General features: G+C 48.1%; 11 protein-coding genes and 1 tRNA gene. 8 read left to right on the forward strand and 4 right to left on the reverse strand.

Annotated features, from left to right (window positions below):
* Positions 1–39: 39 nt before the first annotated feature.
* From Enr17x_RS16185 to csrA, 5 genes are all read left to right on the forward strand, one after another.
* Entirely contained in the window at positions 40–3729 is a 3690-nt protein-coding gene (locus Enr17x_RS16185) for an outer membrane protein assembly factor BamB family protein (protein WP_145310477.1), read from the forward strand.
* A complete protein-coding gene (locus tag Enr17x_RS16190; protein ID WP_145310479.1) occupies positions 3726–6251 on the forward strand; it encodes an ABC transporter substrate-binding protein in 2526 nt (841 codons plus the stop codon). The genes Enr17x_RS16185 and Enr17x_RS16190 overlap by 4 nt, the downstream gene beginning before the upstream one ends.
* Positions 6252–6300: 49 nt before the next feature.
* The gene (locus Enr17x_RS16195) at positions 6301–7899 is read left to right on the forward strand and encodes a hypothetical protein (RefSeq protein ID WP_145310480.1); all 1599 of its coding nucleotides are present in this window, start codon (positions 6301–6303) and stop codon (positions 7897–7899) included.
* A gap of 31 nt (positions 7900–7930) precedes the next feature.
* Positions 7931–8722, forward strand: coding sequence for an MOSC domain-containing protein (locus tag Enr17x_RS16200; protein ID WP_145310481.1), 792 nt, complete (start codon positions 7931–7933; stop codon positions 8720–8722).
* A gap of 243 nt (positions 8723–8965) precedes the next feature.
* Positions 8966–9163, forward strand: coding sequence for a carbon storage regulator CsrA (gene csrA / locus Enr17x_RS16205; protein ID WP_145310483.1), 198 nt, complete (start codon positions 8966–8968; stop codon positions 9161–9163).
* 50 nt (positions 9164–9213) lie between these two features.
* On the opposite strand, the gene Enr17x_RS16210 is transcribed toward csrA, so the two are convergent.
* A complete protein-coding gene (locus Enr17x_RS16210; RefSeq protein ID WP_145310485.1) occupies positions 9214–10107 on the reverse strand; it encodes a TIM barrel protein in 894 nt (297 codons plus the stop codon).
* Positions 10108–10417: 310 nt separating this feature from the next.
* On the opposite strand from Enr17x_RS16210, the gene htpG reads away from it, so the two are divergent.
* A complete protein-coding gene (gene htpG / locus Enr17x_RS16215; RefSeq protein WP_145310487.1) occupies positions 10418–12325 on the forward strand; it encodes a molecular chaperone HtpG in 1908 nt (635 codons plus the stop codon).
* A gap of 16 nt (positions 12326–12341) precedes the next feature.
* Here htpG and Enr17x_RS16220 read toward each other — a convergent pair whose 3' ends face one another.
* Positions 12342–13823 (reverse strand): NAD(P)/FAD-dependent oxidoreductase, encoded by a 1482-nt coding sequence (locus Enr17x_RS16220; RefSeq protein WP_145310489.1) that lies wholly within the window; start codon positions 13821–13823, stop codon positions 12342–12344.
* A 104-nt stretch (positions 13824–13927) separates the two neighbouring features.
* On the opposite strand from Enr17x_RS16220, the gene Enr17x_RS16225 reads away from it, so the two are divergent.
* Positions 13928–15511 (forward strand): aldehyde dehydrogenase (NADP(+)), encoded by a 1584-nt coding sequence (locus Enr17x_RS16225; protein WP_145310491.1) that lies wholly within the window; start codon positions 13928–13930, stop codon positions 15509–15511.
* A gap of 284 nt (positions 15512–15795) precedes the next feature.
* Positions 15796–15868, forward strand: a tRNA-Lys gene (locus Enr17x_RS16230).
* Here Enr17x_RS16230 and Enr17x_RS16235 read toward each other — a convergent pair.
* Positions 15866–17083 (reverse strand): tyrosine-type recombinase/integrase, encoded by a 1218-nt coding sequence (locus Enr17x_RS16235; RefSeq protein WP_198000610.1) that lies wholly within the window; start codon positions 17081–17083, stop codon positions 15866–15868. The genes Enr17x_RS16230 and Enr17x_RS16235 overlap by 3 nt on opposite strands.
* Before the next feature lie 496 nt (positions 17084–17579).
* Positions 17580–17798 (reverse strand): hypothetical protein, encoded by a 219-nt coding sequence (locus tag Enr17x_RS16240; protein ID WP_145310495.1) that lies wholly within the window; start codon positions 17796–17798, stop codon positions 17580–17582.
* Positions 17799–17868 lie beyond the last annotated feature (70 nt).

Consider the following 17868-nt stretch of genomic DNA (forward strand, 5'->3'; position numbering starts at 1 on the left):
TAACCGCTTCACGAAATTCTGTAAAGATAAGTAATTGAAATGGCCAGCTTAGAAATATCATTCTTGTCCGGAAAAACTCAAGTCATTGAGCTCTCCAAACAACAGCCAGTTTCCATCGGCAGTCATGCATCGAATGATTTACAGATTAAAGATGACGGTGTAGCTTCAATGCAATGCCGGATCAGCTGGAACAAAAAAAGTTATGAGGCATTAGCGGCAACCAGTGACGGAATTGAAATTAATGGAACCATGTCCGGACGATCGCTCCTGAAAGATGGGGACTTAATCCGCATTGGGGAAGCAGACATTCTGTTCGTTGATGAAGTTGACCTGCTGGATCTGAATGCGCCCCTGCCTGACGTCACCGGCGACCAGGAAAGTTCCATGTACGATCTGAAACCGGTTAGCCAGGATATGATTCAGCTAAAACAGAACAAATCTAAGCAGCCGGAAGAAACAGAAGAAGCCAGTTCGAAATCAACTACAAAACCCGCCTCCAAAACAGAATCAAAATCGAAAAAGAAGAAATCGTCCAAAACAAAAAAAGAGAAGAAACCTCCAGAGCCTGAAGAATTCTCAGAGGATGAACTGATCTCCGACGACGATGATGACCTGGATCTGGTCTCTGCGGCAGAACTCCTTGTAGAGGTCGAGCCGGACCAGCCAGTGTCAGCCGCACCAAAACCATTTTTATCTCGCTCCAAAGAGCAATCTACTGATGAACCAGACGAACCCGAGACTGCAGCTCAACCAGATAAAAGCAGTACGCTCTCACTGAAAGATCGTATTCGGCACCGTTCGTCTCGCAATGCAGTTCGCCCGGGAGAACGTCAAATTGTTCGATCACCGTTGGTGCTGTCACTCACCGGCGGTGCTGTTCTGCTAACGTTGACAGCACTCACTTTCTGGTTCATTATCGGTCGTGATACTGCGAAACGTCACTATGACGCCGCCGTCCAGGAAATGGAAGCGGGGAAATATGCTCAGGCAATTCAACTCTTCGAATACTTCCTGGAAAATTATAACAAAAGCGATTACTCCGACGAAGCACGTATTTTATTGAGCAAATCCCTCGTGGAAAAAGAGATCTCTGGTTCCACACCGGCCTGGAATGCGGGGCTCGATGCAACAAACAAGTTCATCAAAAAACACCGCGATGACGCAAACTTCAAAGAACTCTATCCTACGCTTGTAGATTACGGGCAGCGGATTGCCCTCGGTGCAGTCGAAACAGCCAGCCGCACGAAAGAACGTGAACTGCTAACCGTTTCCAAGAATGCGGAGACCATTCTCACGCGTTATAGCCCGCAGGATGCCCCACCAACTGAAATGTTAGCCAGAATCAAATCCAGCTACGAAAAAGCAGAAGCAGAGATCTTACGCAAAGAAGTATTCGACGTCGCCGTCAATGAAATTGAAGCAGCCCTCAAACAAAAGAATACGCTCCAGGCAATTCAGCGTAGGCGCCTGCTTCTGGATCGCTATCCCTACTATAAAAATGATCGCAAGATGGCAACAACGCTCGCCAAAATCCTCGAAACGGAAAAAAGCCTGATCCAAGTCAATAATAAGCCCGTCACTGCATCAGTCGAAGAATACCCAGATCAATTTCCACAAGCGGTTACTCTGGCACTTCATACCCGATCTCGATCCAATCAGATTTCCGACGGCCGCAATGTCTTTGCGTTGGCCAACGGTAGTTGCTTTGGTATCGATTCGGTTACCGGTGATCCCATCTGGCGACGTCCAATCGGCCAGGATTCCCCCTTTGCCCCCATCACCTTTTCGGGCAAAGAACCTTCTCTGCTACTCTATGATACGCGTCATCAGGAACTATTAAGCGTCACTCAAAAAGACGGACAACTAGTCTGGCGACAGAAACTACCATCTCCCCCTTCCGGAAAACCTTTGATTCACCAGGGATTGATTGTCGTTGCCTGCCGTTCGGGTGATTTATTAAACATGGATTTGCTCAGCGGGAATATCAATTCACAACTCAAATTCGCCCAGCCCCTGGTTGGTGCTCCCGGTCTGGTCTACGGCGAACAGGCAGTCGCGGTCGCTGGATATGAAGCCGTCGTCTATCTGGTCTCCCTGCGTCCCTTCGAGTGCCAGAAAGTCGCCTCTCTGGGACATCGCCCCGGAACCGTTCAAATCCCGATCATTTCTATGGGAAAATTACTGCTGGTCTGTGAGAACGACCGCGCTGATTCAGCCCTGTTGCACGTCCTCGATGGAAATGGCGAAAATGCCACTCTCAACGAATTGGAACAATTTCGGATCAAAGGACATGTGCAAAGCATGCCCGTCCTTCGCGGCAAACAATTATTTTTCCCCACCGTTCCTGAGCGTATAACCGCATTCACCGTTACAGACGAGGAAGGCAAACGAAAATTGTCTGAAATCGCCTCATATCAACTTCAGGATCCGCTTTCCTGCCAGATCTACCTTTCCGCAGGATCGGGCGGTCAACTCTGGATGAGTAGTTCAGCGCTACGAAAATTCACACTGATGAATACCGGAATCAAAATGGACAAGAAGAAAATTGCCGATGGCCTGGGTTCTCAACCGATGCAATTGATTGGCAATAATCTGTATCTGGCCCGCCGACTGCTTTCTTCTAACTCAGTCATCTTCACCATCGCTAATCGCGATGAGATGTCCAGCACCTGGAAATCGATTTTAGGCACCGACATTCTGGCAACATACCCTTATGGAGATAAACAAACCAGTGGCTTACTCTGCCTTACGTCGGATGGAGATATTTTTCGGCTTCGCGATAGCGACTTTGCAGCTGACGCATCCAGTTTCATCGAGAGAACGATCACACAATTAAAGCTCCCTGAAGGCCTCACCGCGCCACTGAAAACAACACAGTTTGAAAACGGAAAAATAGCCGTATCCTGTGGTTTACCGGAACCAACTCTCTGGATCCTCAATTCATTTGGTCAACTCGAACAAACCATCGAACTGAAAGCCCCATTGTATACGATGCCCATTTTACTGGGAGACGGCATCGCCCTTCCGTTCGAGAAAAAAATCGCCGTCTTTCGTAAAGGACGAGGACTCAATACTGTTCAGGAGTTCGTCCTCCCGGAAAACATTGCTGCAGACGCAAAGTGGAAGCAACTGATCCCAGTTTCCAAAGATCAGTGCATCGCAATCACATCCACCGGCCAAATCATCTCCCTGCAATACCGTACGACCCCCGTTCGGCATCTTGCTGTACTCTCAATCGCTGACTTAAAACAGCCCATCGACTTTAAAGCAGCAAAAGGCACCAACCTTCTCGCCATCACCGATGCTTCTGGTCAACTGCAACTGCTCGACGCAAAAACCACTCAAGTGAAAGCAAAACATCAGCTGCCAACCCCGGCCACCAATGATCTCTGGATCATGAATGATCTTCTGTTTGTCGAATCCAAACAAAATTTAAGCTGCTTCAGCATGAAAGAGGGTCTGCAAAAATCATGGGATCTCAAACTGCCCGACTCTTCTCTGGCAGGTGCCCCCTCAATGATCGACAAACAGCTTTTACTCTCGCTCCAGAATGGGACCTTGCTGTCAGTTGATCCGCAATCCGGTCAAATTCACTCCAAAGCCGATGTTCCCTTACCTGCCAGTGGATCCATTGTGAATCTGGAAAAACTTTTCGTCGTACCAACCGTAGATGGAAGCTTGTATCGAATTGATCAGGTCCTGCAGCAGAAAGGACAAGCATCACTATGATTCCCTTCAAAACGATCATGCTGCAGATCAGCTTTTTGAGCATGCTGCTATTTGTCGTGGGGCAACCAGCCTCCGATGCGCAAGACAAAACTCCCGACGGGGAAAAACCTGCGAAAGTAGATCCCGAGAAAAAAGAAGCGAGTCCCCCCGAAGAAGAAAAAGAGCCTCCATTACCCAAAATTGAACAAATGCAGATACCGACGGTCGATGAACTGCTGAAGAAGCCGCCCGTTGACTGGATCGTACTGGAAAATGATTACGTCCTGGTCGTGGAACCAGTCTATCCGCGACCTGATACACTGGGTCAGCTCGAGGCTGCTTTGAAAGAAAGCTATAACTGGCCCAAACCAAGAAGCAAAGAAGAAATTGACGAACAACGTAAACTTCGAGCATCCTATAATTTCCTCCAATTAACGTTGGTGGACGATAAAGAAAACCCCGAATACCGGATCCAGAGAAAGAATGTCAAACAAGTCGTCCACCATGAAGACCAGATTCTAAAACGGATCGATGAACTGCTGAAGTCGAATGATTTAAGAACGGCATTTGAAATGTTACTGGTTCTGGATCGTAAACATCGTGACTGGCCTGGATTTGACCAGCGTCAACAACGGTTGATGTTCCTGGAAGCCAAAGACAAACAGAAATCAAAACAATACGATAATGCGCTTGCTTTCATTGAAGATTTACACGGCCGTTCCCCGGAATACCCAGGCTTGAGTAAACTGGCAGGCGAAGTAATTGATGTCATTATTACTCAATCCGTTAAAGAAAACGCATTTCGAAAGGCGCATTACTACTTAAAACGTCTGGCGACGATGTTCCCCAGGCAACAAACGGTTGCCAAATGGACAGAATCGTTTCTCAATCAGTCTAACGACATTTTGAATCAGGCAGAACAGATCGCAAAACAGAATCAGTTCCAGGAAGCAGTCCAACTCGTCTCCCGTGCGTCAATTGTCTGGCCCGCCAACCCTCGCATTCGCGAATCATTGCTGCGGTACCATAACCGTTACCCCGTGATCAATGTCGGTGTCCTCGAAACAGCAGTAGAAAAAACCCCGTTCTTTCTGGAACGGGACTCAACACGTCGTCATCAGAAACTGACACAGATCCCCTTATTTGAAGTCGGCCGCGTCGATCAGACTCCCCAATATCAGAGCCGCTTCTTTGAACAGTGGGAACCAACCGACCTGGGACGCCGGGCCGATTTTTTTCTGCGACATTCTTACGCCACCTGGGAATCACATCCCAAGTTACTGGCGGCCGATATTACGCGTTTCCTGCAAAATAAAATCACACCCGGAAGCAATCAATACGACGAACGTTTTGACAGCTATGTACGATCAGTTTCAACCACCGATCCCTTTACATTCAGTATCTATTTCGACCGGGTTCCCTTACGCACAGAATGGTTGTTGGCTTTACCCATAGAAGCGTCTCCCATCTGGGAGAACGTCGCGGTCGATTCAGAAAGCAAACCGGCAAACTCCGATGTATTTGTCTCAAGTCGATTTATCATTGATCAGAAAAACCCCAATGAGGTGCGTTATGTACGCGCGGTACCAGAGCCCGCTGACCTACGTGAATTTAACATTGCCCAGATCAATGAAATCAGGTACCCCAGTTTTGAGAAGTCATTCCAGGCTTTACTACTCGGCGAAGTCTCTGTGCTTCCGTTCCTCCCAGCCAAACTGGTTTCATTTTTCCAGGAATCGGAAGAATATAATGTCGTCCAAAGTGAAATCCCCTTAACGCATGTCCTGCAATTCAACCCCGAAAGCAATCCTTTGAAAATTGTAGAGTTGCGGCGTGCTCTTGCTTATGCCATTGATCGAAACAAGATCTTAAAAGAAACACTGTTACACGAATCAAAATTATTAAACGGTCGATTGATTACGGCCCCCTACTACACCGGACTACAGGCATATAATCAGCAGGTTCCTCAACGCGAATATAATTTCCCCCTGGCTGTGGCGTTAGCAGTCGCATCACAAAAAAAACTAAGCGGTCAATTTCCACCGCTGCATATGCTCTGCGATCCGAACCCGGAAGCACAGGAAGCAGCACAGGAATTAATCAAAGCCTGGGCAAGAATTGGCATTCATGTCATGCTGATCCCCAACACTCCCGCAGAAGCAGAAAAAAAGAACCTAAAATGGGATATCGTCTACCGCACCGTAGCCATGACAGAACCGGTCATGGAACTCTGGCCGTTCCTGACAGTCGGAAAAGGCGCACAGATCGAATCTCTGGAGATTTTCCCCGACTGGATGAGACAGAAATTAATTCAGCTTGATGAAGCAACCGACTGGGAAACAGCCACAGCCCTCTTAAAGAAACTACAACAGCAACTCTATTCCATGGCACATATTGTCCCTTTATGGGAGATTGACCAGTTCCATGTTTTCCGGACCAATATTAAAGGTTACGCAGACCGTCCGTTGATTTTCTACGATAATGTAGAGCAATGGATTACGACTCCCCTTTACCCGAAAGTGGAAACGTTTACTCAAAAATAACAAAAGGTAAGTTGATTGAATTCAATCATAGTTTGATGTTGGAAATATAATGCGTGTATTCGATGGTTTCATATTCTGCCTGACTGTGATTCTGCTCTGGGGGATTGTCCCCCTTTCAGAGTCACCAGCCGTTGCTCAATCGGAAAAGAAACTTGCCCCTAAAATCGACTCAAGGCACATCAGCCTCCGCCCCTACCGAATCAGAATCGAAATCGCGTACGCCCCAGGCACCCGTTTCAGTCCTGAAAACCGCCTGAATCTTCAAGTACAACTTCAGCAGATCATCGAACGCTCTGTGGGTGAAAAATGGACTCTGTCAAAAGCGAAGCAGCAACAGTCCGACACACCATCAGCCGTCGGTATTTCTGAGAATGACTGGCTCCCCCTTCCATCCAGTGTGGGTTTGTCACGTTTGCATTCGGAAAACATCCTGAAACGCTACTCCCAACAAACCTTTGATAAACTGTTCCTGATTGCAATCGAGCCGTACGGAATTGGATATCAGGTTTCCGGAAGAGAATTCGATGTGCTCTCACAACAGCTCTGCCCTCTTGAAAAGCAGAACACCTATGAAAAGGCGTTTTTAGCAGACACCGTATTCAAATCCATTCGCGATTTATTCTCATCGGTCATCACCATTGAAAATGTGAACAACGATCTGGTCACCGTTTCCGAGCAAGGCAGTCAGTATTTAACCCCCGATCCAACTGTCTGCACTTTAGAAAAAGGCTTCTACTTCCAACCCTTCTTTCGCTACCTGAATCGAGACCGGGAAGTGAAAAATATTCAGTTTATCCCCTGGACCTATTTGATTTTGGAAGACATCAACCGAAAATATGCCACGTGTTCCCTTGCTTCCGGCCTGCGAGGCATTCTCAGCGGGAGCCGACGCAGAGTGGAAACGCTCGCCCAGCACGTGAAACCGGAATATCCTCAAACAAAACTGTCACTGATTCCGCGAGGAACGTCAACACAGACTTACGCTGGGATGCGAGTCCAGACATCGCTGCTGAATCCGCAGGAGGTCCGGCAGCTGCAGACCGAAGCAAAAAAACAAAAAGAGAAAAACAAAGATGCAAAACCCATAACGCAAGATTATATTCTCGATGAATCTTTAACCAACCGCAGCGGAACAGTCACCCTGCATACCGATCCGCAACACCCCCTCATCTGGTTGTATGTCCGCAGTGGAAAAGCGCTGGTCGCCAATGTCCCTTATATCCCGGGTATCGCTCCTGAAGTTAGCATTCAAATTCCCGATGACCGAATTCGCTTGAACGTCGAAGGGGAACTGGCGGTATTGAACGGAGAACTGATCGAAGCCGTCGCTTCACTCTCTATGGAAATGTCCCGCATCAGAAAGTGGGCCAAAAACGACGAATGGGAGAAGGTCGATGAAGGAATCCGAAAACTGGAAGGTGGAATTTCTCCGAAACAGATCTATCAGGAAAAACTGAGTGTCATTCGCGTGTCGGCAATTGAAGCCGCCCAACAACAAAAGAATCGCGCTGCCCAGTCGCGCATTGCCAGCCTGTGCCGAGACACCGCAGACCGCATTGACCGTTTCCTGGATCCCTCTGGAATCATAGATTTGAAAACAGAAATCCAGGACCTGAAACAACTACAACGCCAGGACGCACGTCGTTGATTTTTAAGACAATGGAGCAATATCAAGAACCATGTGGACCCTCTCTCGAATCGCCGTCTATCCCATCAAATCACTCGACCCGGTTTATCTCGAACAGACAGAGATACTACCCGGCGGCGCACTCTCTGGTGATCGCCAATTCGCCTTATTTGATCAGGCCGATAATGTAATCAACGCCAAAAAGTATCCGGCCATTCATCGAATCCGCTCTCAATTTGATATAGCAAATCAGACAGTCACTCTTTCCTCAACTGAGACATCACCAGAGCCACTTCGATTTCATCTGATTGAAGAAAGAACCGAATTGGAAAACTGGCTCAGCGTATACTTTCATCAACAAGTCACTTTAAAAGAGAATTCCGAGTCAGGCTTTCCCGATGATCTGGAAGCACCGGGGCCGACCATCATCAGTACTCAGACTTATGAAGAGCTGGCCCGCTGGTTCCCGGAAATCACCGTTGATGAACTCAGACTTCGTTTCCGCGGCAATCTGGAAATCGCAGGCGACTCACCATTCTGCGAAGACCGTCTCTATTCGGCCACTGATTCCCAGGTCTTGTTTCAGATCGGTCCCATCACCCTGGCAGGATCCAATCCCTGTAAACGGTGCGTAGTCCCTTCCCGACATCCGATCACGGGAGCTAAAGACTCAGACTTTATGAAAACGTTTATTCGAAAACGAAAAGAAACGTTTCCGGCTTGGGCACCAATTGAACTGTTCCAGAATATGTATCGCCTTGCCGTGAACACCAGACTCACCAGGCTGCCAGATAAGCCATCCAATATCATACGCGCCGGAGATCTCATCCAGATTCTGCCATGATAAGTGAGGCTCATCACCGACCGTCTACTGCATTATCAGGCCGGACCATAAGGCATAACCGTTATAACCGCTTCTTAGCGCGAATCGGTTACCAGATTACCTTCCTTTTTTTTCAGATCAAAGCAGACATCTCAAAAACAGTACGCTAAGTTTCAAGTGTCGCTTTTTCAAAACATGTTGTTTTACATAATCAGAAAAAGCCTGTAACAAAGATGTTCCCCCACTTATTCGCAGGGAATCGCGATGCTTGTACTCAGCCGAAAAAAAGACGAGAAGATCATTATTGGAGATTCAATCACTTTGATGGTGATTGAAATTAAGAACGATAAAGTCCGCCTTGGAATCGAAGCTCCTAAGGATGTGACCGTTCATCGTGAAGAAGTCTATGCCGCCATTAAAGAACAGAATGCGCATGGCAACTCGAATTGCGAAACTCCTTAATAAGTCGTAACTCTTCCAGATTCCGCATTTCGTTTTTCGCTATCCCGCGATTAGCTGTCTTGCGCTTGCGCCCACATTTTATCAAACACTTTGCGTTGCTCTGCTAAGGCTGCGACAGTATCCTGCTGAGGCAGTTTCCCTTCTTCGAGCATTAACCACCCGGTATAATTCGCTCCAGCCATCAGTTCAAAGAATTCTTTGTGCGGATAGGGATTGTGAATCAGATCGTGAATGTGCGTTGTGTCGCCTAACCGATCTTTGACCATCGCAAAATTGGCTTCCAGCCCTGCCCCTTCCAGATCTTGCTTGTTGCAGTTCCAACAAATCGCCACATTCGGGTGATCAGCTACATCCAGAATTTTTCTAATCGTCGGAAGATGAGCACATTTGCCGTGGACTTCCAGACGAATCTGCTGTCCCCAGTCGGCTCCATATTTACCGACCTGATTTAAAGAGCGACCAATCTGCTCAATCGTTTCTTCATGTGAGACCCCTTTATGAAAAGAATCGGGTTTCACTTTGACTCCCGTGCCCCCCACATCATGGCTCAATTTGATGAATTCCTGAGTGTCCACAATCGCTTTCTTCAGAACGGCTTTATCGGGATTATCATATCTTTCATTACTACCAATCCCAACCAACGTAACGGGACTGTCAGCAAACTGTTTCGCAACTTCCTTGCGCTCTGCCTTACTCAGTGTTCGCTCGACGCCATGCTTATGAGTCGTTCGGAGCTCGACCCCCAACACATTCGCCGTTTTGCAGTTATTCAACAATGTCGGTAAATCCCAGTCTTTCGCCCACTGATACGTCACCAGACCATATTGTGCCTGTTTTGCTGGTTTTTGATCGCCGAAGACAGAACCAGTCAGACCGCCACCCAATGTCAAAGCGCCACTCAGCGCAGAAGTTTTCAAAAAATCACGACGTGAGTAAAATTCCATGAGTGAGATCTCCGTGAGATGTCTAAGTTATTTAGGAAGAATCTGCCCAGGCAGTCTGTTTCATCAATTCAGCAGGGAAATGAGCAATATACTCAAACATATTATTACTCAGTAGACCAACAGATTACAAATGTCTTTTACAGGGATTTCTTAGCAAGAGCCACCTTGAGTTGGACTGGGCAACTTTACAATAAATGTCATTCCATTTATAAACAAGACAGAATGAACGTGATCGAAAGGTCATTCACTGCCTCAATCACGAGGCCCTGGTATTTCAGTTCTCTTTTTAAATACGATTTAGAGTAAGGCAATGAACGAAAAAACATCCGAAAAATTCACATTTCAAGCTGAAATCAAGAAACTCTTGGATTTGCTTTCGCACTCACTCTATCAAAACCGGGAAATTGCGATTCGGGAGTTAATATCGAACGCCTCCGATGCTTTGGATAAATATCGATTTCTGGCGCTCACCGATGCATCCATCAAAGACGAGCAACCGTTAGAAATTCGTCTGGAGCCCGATACAGAAAACCGCATTCTGGGCATCTGTGATAACGGCGTCGGCATGACGCATGCAGAATTGATCGAAAACATCGGTACAATCGCCCATAGCGGCTCGCTCGACTTTCTGAAAAACGCAGACGGAGACGAAAAGGAAGAAGTCTCACTGATCGGCAAGTTCGGCGTGGGATTCTACTCCGCGTTCATGCTGGCTGATAAAGTTGAAGTCTTAACCCGCAGCTACCAGGATGAGTCCGGCTGGAAATGGGAATCCGACGGAACCGGCTCCTTTACCATTGAACCTCAAGAAGGTCTGGAACGTGGAACCTCCATCCGTCTGCACCTTCGCAAAGACCTGGATGAATTTACTAACGACACCCGCCTGAAATTCATCCTGAATAAATATTCCACGTTCGTCCCCTACCCCATTAAGCTCGGCGAAGAACTCGTCAACGACCAGCCCCCCATCTGGCTGGAACCGAAAACACAACTCACTCAGGAACAATACGACGGCTTCTATCAATATCTGGCACATAACGGCGAAGAACAGGCACGCTGGCATCTGCACCTCAGCAGCGACTCCCCGTTCCAGTTTCACAGCATCCTCTACTGCCCACAGTCCAATATGGAATTAATGGGTTTCGGTCGCACCGAACACGGCATCAGCCTCTGCGCCAAACGCATTCTCGTTCAAAACGACAATCGAGACCTTTTACCCGAATACCTCAGATTCATCTACGGACTTGTCGACTCGGCTGACCTGCCGCTCAATATTTCTCGCGAGTCACTCCAGGACAATACGATCTTCCGTAAGATCCAAAAAGTATTGGTCAAACGTGTGCTCTCGCACCTCGCATCCATGGCGAAGGACGATGAAGAAAAATATCTCGAATTCTATCGCCAGTTCGGCAGTTGTCTGCGAGAAGGAATCGGAACCGATTTCGAAAATCGCGATACCATCGCCAAACTTCTGCGGTTCCCTTCCTCTAACGGTACTTCTGAAAACGAACTGGTTTCTCTGGAAGCCTACCTCAAACGGGCCGATGAAAGCCAGAAACAGATCTACTATCTAGGCGGTAACGATTATAACACCATCACCAAAAACCCGAACCTGGAAATCTTCCGTAAACAAGGCATCGAAGTCTTCTACCTGCCGGACCCCATGGACGAAATCGTTCTCTCCAATCTGATGAAATTTGAAGACCACGATATTGTTTCCATCGATTCATCCGACGTCAAACTGCCAGGAGATACCGACAAGGAAGAAGATTCTGAGGAGAAATCAGAAAAGAAAGAGGAACAGAAAGAGCCACTCTCACCTGAATTTGAAAAAGTGATTTCCCTGTTCGAAGAAGAACTCAAAGACGATGTCGAATCGGTCACGAAGTCAGATCGTCTGACAGACAGCCCCTGCTGTCTCGTGATGCCCGAAGGCGCAATCAGCTCTCAGCTTCAAAAAGTTTTGAGTATGAACAACAAGGATTTCCCCACCACAAAACGCATCCTGGAAATCAATCCCGATGCCGAGTTAATCAAACGTCTCTGTACCCTGTCGTCGAATGCAGACCAGCACGCGTTTATCAAACAGTGTGGCCGACAACTCTTCTGGAATGCATCGCTCATGACGGGCATCGCCACCAGTCCGGAAGAAATCACGTCCAATATCCAAAATATGATGGAAGAACTCGCTCAGAAACGATCTCCCATCATTACATAGGACTGAATCGGTATCCTCACCGCGGCTCTGACTCCGGAGCCGCGGTGTAGTAATACATATTCGGTATCGCAGGCTGAAATAAGCCTACGCGATTCCAGGGTTTCAACAACATCTCCGCCCGTTCAATCGCACGCGGAATTTCGTATTCATTCTTCTCCAGTTGCCCCACCAGTTCAGACCATTCTTTTACTACAGGTCTGAATTCAGAATCATCTGCGCACAAAAACAACGGCTGCTTTCCCTCACAACAGCGTAGATGTTCAAAGCCGGTCGCAGCGGCAAAATAAAACAGAGTACTCGCCGTAAACAAATCAAAGTCCGGCAAGCTGTGATAACAGCCGGCAATCAGTGTGTCGATTAACGATAGCTCAGCCTGAATCGAATCCGAATAGTCTGCCATCGCCGATGTCAATTCCACTTTCCCCCAGAATCGTTCCAACGCAGCAACCAGGCGTTCAATCCCACACAACGTATGCGCACTCCCGGTACTATGTAACGGATCGATAAACCCCGCCGTATGAGGAAGCAACGCCCAGTTCTCACCAGCACACAGCTTCCAACCGCGCTGCAATCGACTCGTAGAGACAAGCCCCGATTCCGGTGCCACTAACGACGCCCCTGCGAATTGTGCAGCAAGGGATGGATAACGTTCTAACAGACCACTCCAAACATCCTCAGACACTCCGGTTTGCGGTCCCCCCTTTAACACAAAACCCGCGCTCGTGATCCCATGATTAAATCGCAACTGCCACATCCACCCTTCACGCAGCACCTGATGCAGTGCCGCATGATCACAATCAAATGGATAATCACTCCGATCAATCTGACGCTGGTCCAATACTTCAGCCCAGGGAACCACATTCTCAAAATGCCCATAGACGGCTGTCGAATTCGTCTGAAACTCAGTCTGGCGTTTAATACCCAATTTATTTGGAACGATTCCCGCGGCTCCCGTCGCATCAATGACAAATGCCGCTCGTAGCGCAATCGGCTCCCCCTGTCTCGTTCCTGTAATTTCCCAACCGTCCACCCGATCAAGCATCACCTCAGCCTGATCCAGATATACTACTTTCGATTTCTGAACTTCCTCTGCAAAAAACGTATCAACGTCCGCCCGATACCAGTGTGTGTCAGCTAAAGAATCACTCACATTCGCCGTCACCAACAATTCACTGCCATGGTGTGGCTTCGCTTCGAAGTTTTGTTGAGGCTCATGGCAAAAATAACTGAAACCGCGTTTGATCCCACAGGCTAAGCCGGGATAGCGCTCCTGCCAGGTCCCATACTTGCAAAATGGCTGAAATTGTGGAAGATCATACTGTTCAGAGAGTGACCGGAGCAGATACCCGGCGGCGGGCGTCGAGGATTCTCCGATCGCAAAACGGGGATGCGTTCCGCGATCAATTAACGCGACCGACAAACCAATGCGGTCCAAAAGCAGCGCCGTCAGACTGCCTCCAAAGCCGGCTCCCAAAATTACGACATCAAATTGCTGCATCAGAGTGGATTGATTCTTCTTTGATCAGATTTTGTTACACTATCATTATCAAGCACACAGTTTAACCGATTGCCAACCTAAAGGCAGGTTCAGAAGGATAGATCATGCAGACTCAACCGGTTCTCATCAACGGCCAATGGATTGAATCAACGGGTACCCAGACATTTCAAGCCGTTAATCCGGCAACCACAGAAGCCCTGGAGCCACAGTTTCCCGTCAGTCCCTGGGACGAAATTGAATCTGCCGTCCAGGCGTCTGCTGCCGCTTCCAAAGAAATGCGAGGCTGGCCCGGCGAACGATTTGCCGCGTTCCTCGAATCTTATGCTGAAGAAATTGAAAAACGGGCCGACGCTCTGGTTGAGGCCGCAAATCTGGAAACAGGCTATCCGGAATCCCCCCGCTTGAGAGACGGCGAACTCCCCCGTACCACGAATCAGTTGAGACAAGCCGCCACACATGCCCGCGAAGGTTCCTGGGCTCTTCCAACAATTGATACAGCGACCGGCATCGGCTCCCTGTTTGGGCCCATCGGTCCTGTTACTGTTTTCGGTCCCAACAATTTCCCCTTCGCATTCAACAGCATCGCCGGAGGCGACTTCGCCGCCGCGGTCGCCGCCGGGAACCCTGTCATCGCCAAAGGGCATTCCTCTCATCCCAAAACAACACAAATCTTCGCCGAAGCCGCAGACGCAGCAGCCAAAGCGACCAACATGCCCACCGGCTTCGTCCAGCTCATTTATCGCACCAGCCACGCTGATGGCTGCCGTCTGGTTTCGCATCCCTTGATGGGAGCCATCGGCTACACAGGCGGCCGCAGTGCCGGTCTCACCATTAAGGAAGCCGCCGACAAAGCCGGTAAACCCGTCTATTTGGAGCTCTCCAGCATCAACCCGGTTTTCGTTCTCCCTGAAGCATTAACAGAACGCAGTGCCGAGATCGCAGAAGAATTCAAAGGCAGCTGCCTGATGGGAACCGGCCAGTTCTGTACGAACCCGGGACTGGTCGCCCTCAAAGCTGGCGCAGCCGCGGACGCCTTCATCGAACAGGTGAAAGAAAAGTTTGAAGCCGCCCCCGCCGGAATCCTGTTAGGCGAAGGAGTCCAGAAAGGCTTCCTGTCCGGAATCGCCGCGATTCAGTCCGCCGGCGCCACTCTCGTCACAGGCGGCTCTGCCTCTGGTAACCCCGGCTTTTCCTGTGCCAATACCCTGTTAAAAGTCAGCGCCAGTCAGTTCCTCGAAAGCCCGGAAGCACTACAGGAAGAAGCCTTCGGAAATGCGTCTCTGTTCGTCCTCGCCGACTCAGACGAAGAGCTGGCTCAAGTTGCAGAATGCCTCGAAGGAAACCTCACCGGCTGCATTTACAGCCACACCGACGGTAAGGATGATGCACTGTACGATCAAATTGCCCCCGCACTCCGACAAAAAGTAGGCCGTCTCTTAAACGACAAAATGCCGACAGGTGTCGCCGTCAGTCCCGCTATGAATCACGGTGGCCCCTTCCCGTCAACGGGTCACCCGGTCTTCACATCGGTTGGTATACCTGCTGCCATCCATCGATTTTCAATGCTGCAATGCTATGACAATGTCCGCCTCCACCGCCTGCCGGATTCCTTAAAGCCGAAAAGCCCCAACCCCGACATCTGGCGGTATATTGATGGAATGTACACACAAGGTGATTACGACTCCTGATTCAGGGTTAATTTCTCTCTGTGAAACTGATATGTTTTCGGAAAATCGTTGTTCAAAATCAATCTGACTCAAGATTCCGCGAACCCATGCAAGCGAATCCACGTCTGTATGACTAAGGCTAGAGAAAATATGAATTTACAATGATTTTTTTTGCCCGTAATGTTGTGAAGTCATTGTGCTTATTGCTATTATCCTGACTCAGTCATCAATCGGCCCTGTCGAGAACCTGAAGCGAAACCCATCACTTCAATTTTCCAGCCGAATCAGATACAGTAAGAACAAATGAGGGCGTAGCTCAGTTGGTAGAGCAACGGACTTTTAATCCGTAGGTCCAGGGTTCAAGTCCCTGCGCCCTCATTTTCTTACTTCTTCCATGGCAACAGTTTGCAACCCGTCGCCTCTTCCCTGCATAGCTTTAATTTCGCTACTGGTACCAGAATTGGTACCTAAACTTGCATCTGCATTCCAGATTGATTCTGCCACTTTTTCAGCATTTCTGCCCACGTAAAATTTGAGCGTTGTTTCCATGCTTTCGTGTCTCATTAGCTGCATCAGCGCTTGAGGCATCACTTTCAGAGACCATCTCTCACCAAATGACCGTCTCAAATCGTGAGCTGATGCAAACCGGGGTTTTCGCTGTCCTGTCTGTTTATCTTTGTTCCCAATGTCTCCGACGACAATGTTAGCCTTTTCTCCGATATCGGCAATCTTCTTCGAAACGGTAAGCGCTGTCAGCTTCTTAATATGCTCTCTCTCAGCCAAAGGATTAAAAACCGGTCCGATTCTTTCGTATTCAGGAACTTCCTGTAGGAATTCGGCAAACTCAGGAACGATGGGCAGCAAACGGTCTTTATTCCCTTTCTCTGCCTCTGCTCTGATTCGCAGCATCGGATATTTCCCAGTTAGGTCAATTGAAAGCCTGTCCTCACGATCCCAGTACAATTCCAGTGATTCAGTGAGTCGCAACCCAGAACACCAAAGCCCCTTCAGATAGAATTCCCAAGAACGCACAACTACTTCTTTTCTGGCTATCTCGACTTCTGTGTCGGCTTTCATTTTAATCACTTTAGGGATTGCTTCAATCATTCGATCAAACTCTTCCAGACAGAGGGGACGCCCTCGCATGACTTTATCTGTTCTTGCCCGCTTGAGCTTTGGAAAATCTGGAACGATATTAATCAGCCTGATTGACTTTGCCCAGTTCAAAGCAGATTTCAGGTGAGCCAGATTGCTACGTATTGTGATTTCTTGTAACCCATCTTTGCGATGACGTTTAACAATCTTGCTAATTGCATTAGCGTCGACTTGTAGAAGTAATCGAGGACGAACGATTCTCTCGACAGCGTTCAATGTGGCAGATATTTTTTCGCTGGTTCGCTTTGCCATGCCCGGTACAACTTCGGTTTCATACCGCTCGCGAAATTGCTTCCAAGTAATCGTTGATCGATCATAGTAGATACCTTCATTCAATTCTTTCTCTAGCCGCAGGGCAAACCGTTCCGCTTCCCGTCTGATTTTTGTTTTGGTGCTTTTCCGCCGTTCCCGCAATGTGACCGGATCAACCCATTTCACATAAAAGTTCTTACTGTTGTCTCTCTTGAAGAGGATCAATTTAATAGCTGCCATCAGTCGAATTTACCCTTTCTTTTGCTTAATCTCATTTTGTAATGCAGATCCATCGTCTGAAAATCAATCGCATTACACCACCTGAGGCTCGATTGTGATTGATATTGGGATAGTTCCAGTTCTCGAAACCAATCCATATGTCCAGACATTTGCGGACCGATTATGAGTAAGTAATTTGCATTGGTCAATCAAATCCTTTGACATACTTTGCTATCTCCTTATTTTACTAAACCAACTGAAAGGGCTTCCTGTTGTGTGAATGCCCCTCATTTCTCTGATTCCAATAAACCCAATCCCGGTCCTTGGCAACCCAGTTGTTCGGCCAATATTTGTTATTCTCCACCCGCTCAAAAAGAAGGAAAGACACACACAAAACCCGACTGATTCGTAGTTAGTGCATAGATTTCGATCCTCAAAAAGGACCCGCCCACCTCAGAGGATGCTAAAAGTTAGGCCGTTCTTGATAGTTCCATTCTTTATGAGGATAATCCTTTGCTGTTAATCCTTCAGGGATATCTGGCAACCGTTCCCAGCGAGAACACCTTTCATTATTCTGGTTCTGGATTGCCCAGATAGAACCGTCATCACATAACGCAATAACTTCGCTTTTGTCAGAATATCCTTCATAAACTGAAACAGAAACTTGAATAGGCTTTGGCATTCACTCAATCCTTTGAAAAAACGAAACGGGAAAAGAGCTGGAGAGCTCCCTTGAATTTTTCTCAATGTAC

Source organism: Gimesia fumaroli (assembly GCF_007754425.1).
In the GTDB taxonomy this organism is placed as follows: Bacteria; Planctomycetota; Planctomycetia; order Planctomycetales; family Planctomycetaceae; genus Gimesia; species Gimesia fumaroli.

What these genes read in the sequence shown, in the direction of transcription:
- Enr17x_RS16185 (WP_145310477.1), top strand. Translation starts at nt 40, where the DNA reads ATGGCCAGCTTAGAAATATCATTCTTGTCCGGAAAAACTCAAGTCATT.
- Enr17x_RS16190 (WP_145310479.1), top strand. Translation starts at nt 3,726, where the DNA reads ATGATTCCCTTCAAAACGATCATGCTGCAGATCAGCTTTTTGAGCATG.
- Enr17x_RS16195 (WP_145310480.1), top strand. Translation starts at nt 6,301, where the DNA reads ATGCGTGTATTCGATGGTTTCATATTCTGCCTGACTGTGATTCTGCTC.
- Enr17x_RS16200 (WP_145310481.1), top strand. Translation starts at nt 7,931, where the DNA reads ATGTGGACCCTCTCTCGAATCGCCGTCTATCCCATCAAATCACTCGAC.
- csrA (WP_145310483.1), top strand. Translation starts at nt 8,966, where the DNA reads ATGCTTGTACTCAGCCGAAAAAAAGACGAGAAGATCATTATTGGAGAT.
- Enr17x_RS16210 (WP_145310485.1), bottom strand. Translation starts at nt 10,107, where the DNA reads ATGGAATTTTACTCACGTCGTGATTTTTTGAAAACTTCTGCGCTGAGT.
- htpG (WP_145310487.1), top strand. Translation starts at nt 10,418, where the DNA reads ATGAACGAAAAAACATCCGAAAAATTCACATTTCAAGCTGAAATCAAG.
- Enr17x_RS16220 (WP_145310489.1), bottom strand. Translation starts at nt 13,823, where the DNA reads ATGCAGCAATTTGATGTCGTAATTTTGGGAGCCGGCTTTGGAGGCAGT.
- Enr17x_RS16225 (WP_145310491.1), top strand. Translation starts at nt 13,928, where the DNA reads ATGCAGACTCAACCGGTTCTCATCAACGGCCAATGGATTGAATCAACG.
- Enr17x_RS16240 (WP_145310495.1), bottom strand. Translation starts at nt 17,798, where the DNA reads ATGCCAAAGCCTATTCAAGTTTCTGTTTCAGTTTATGAAGGATATTCT.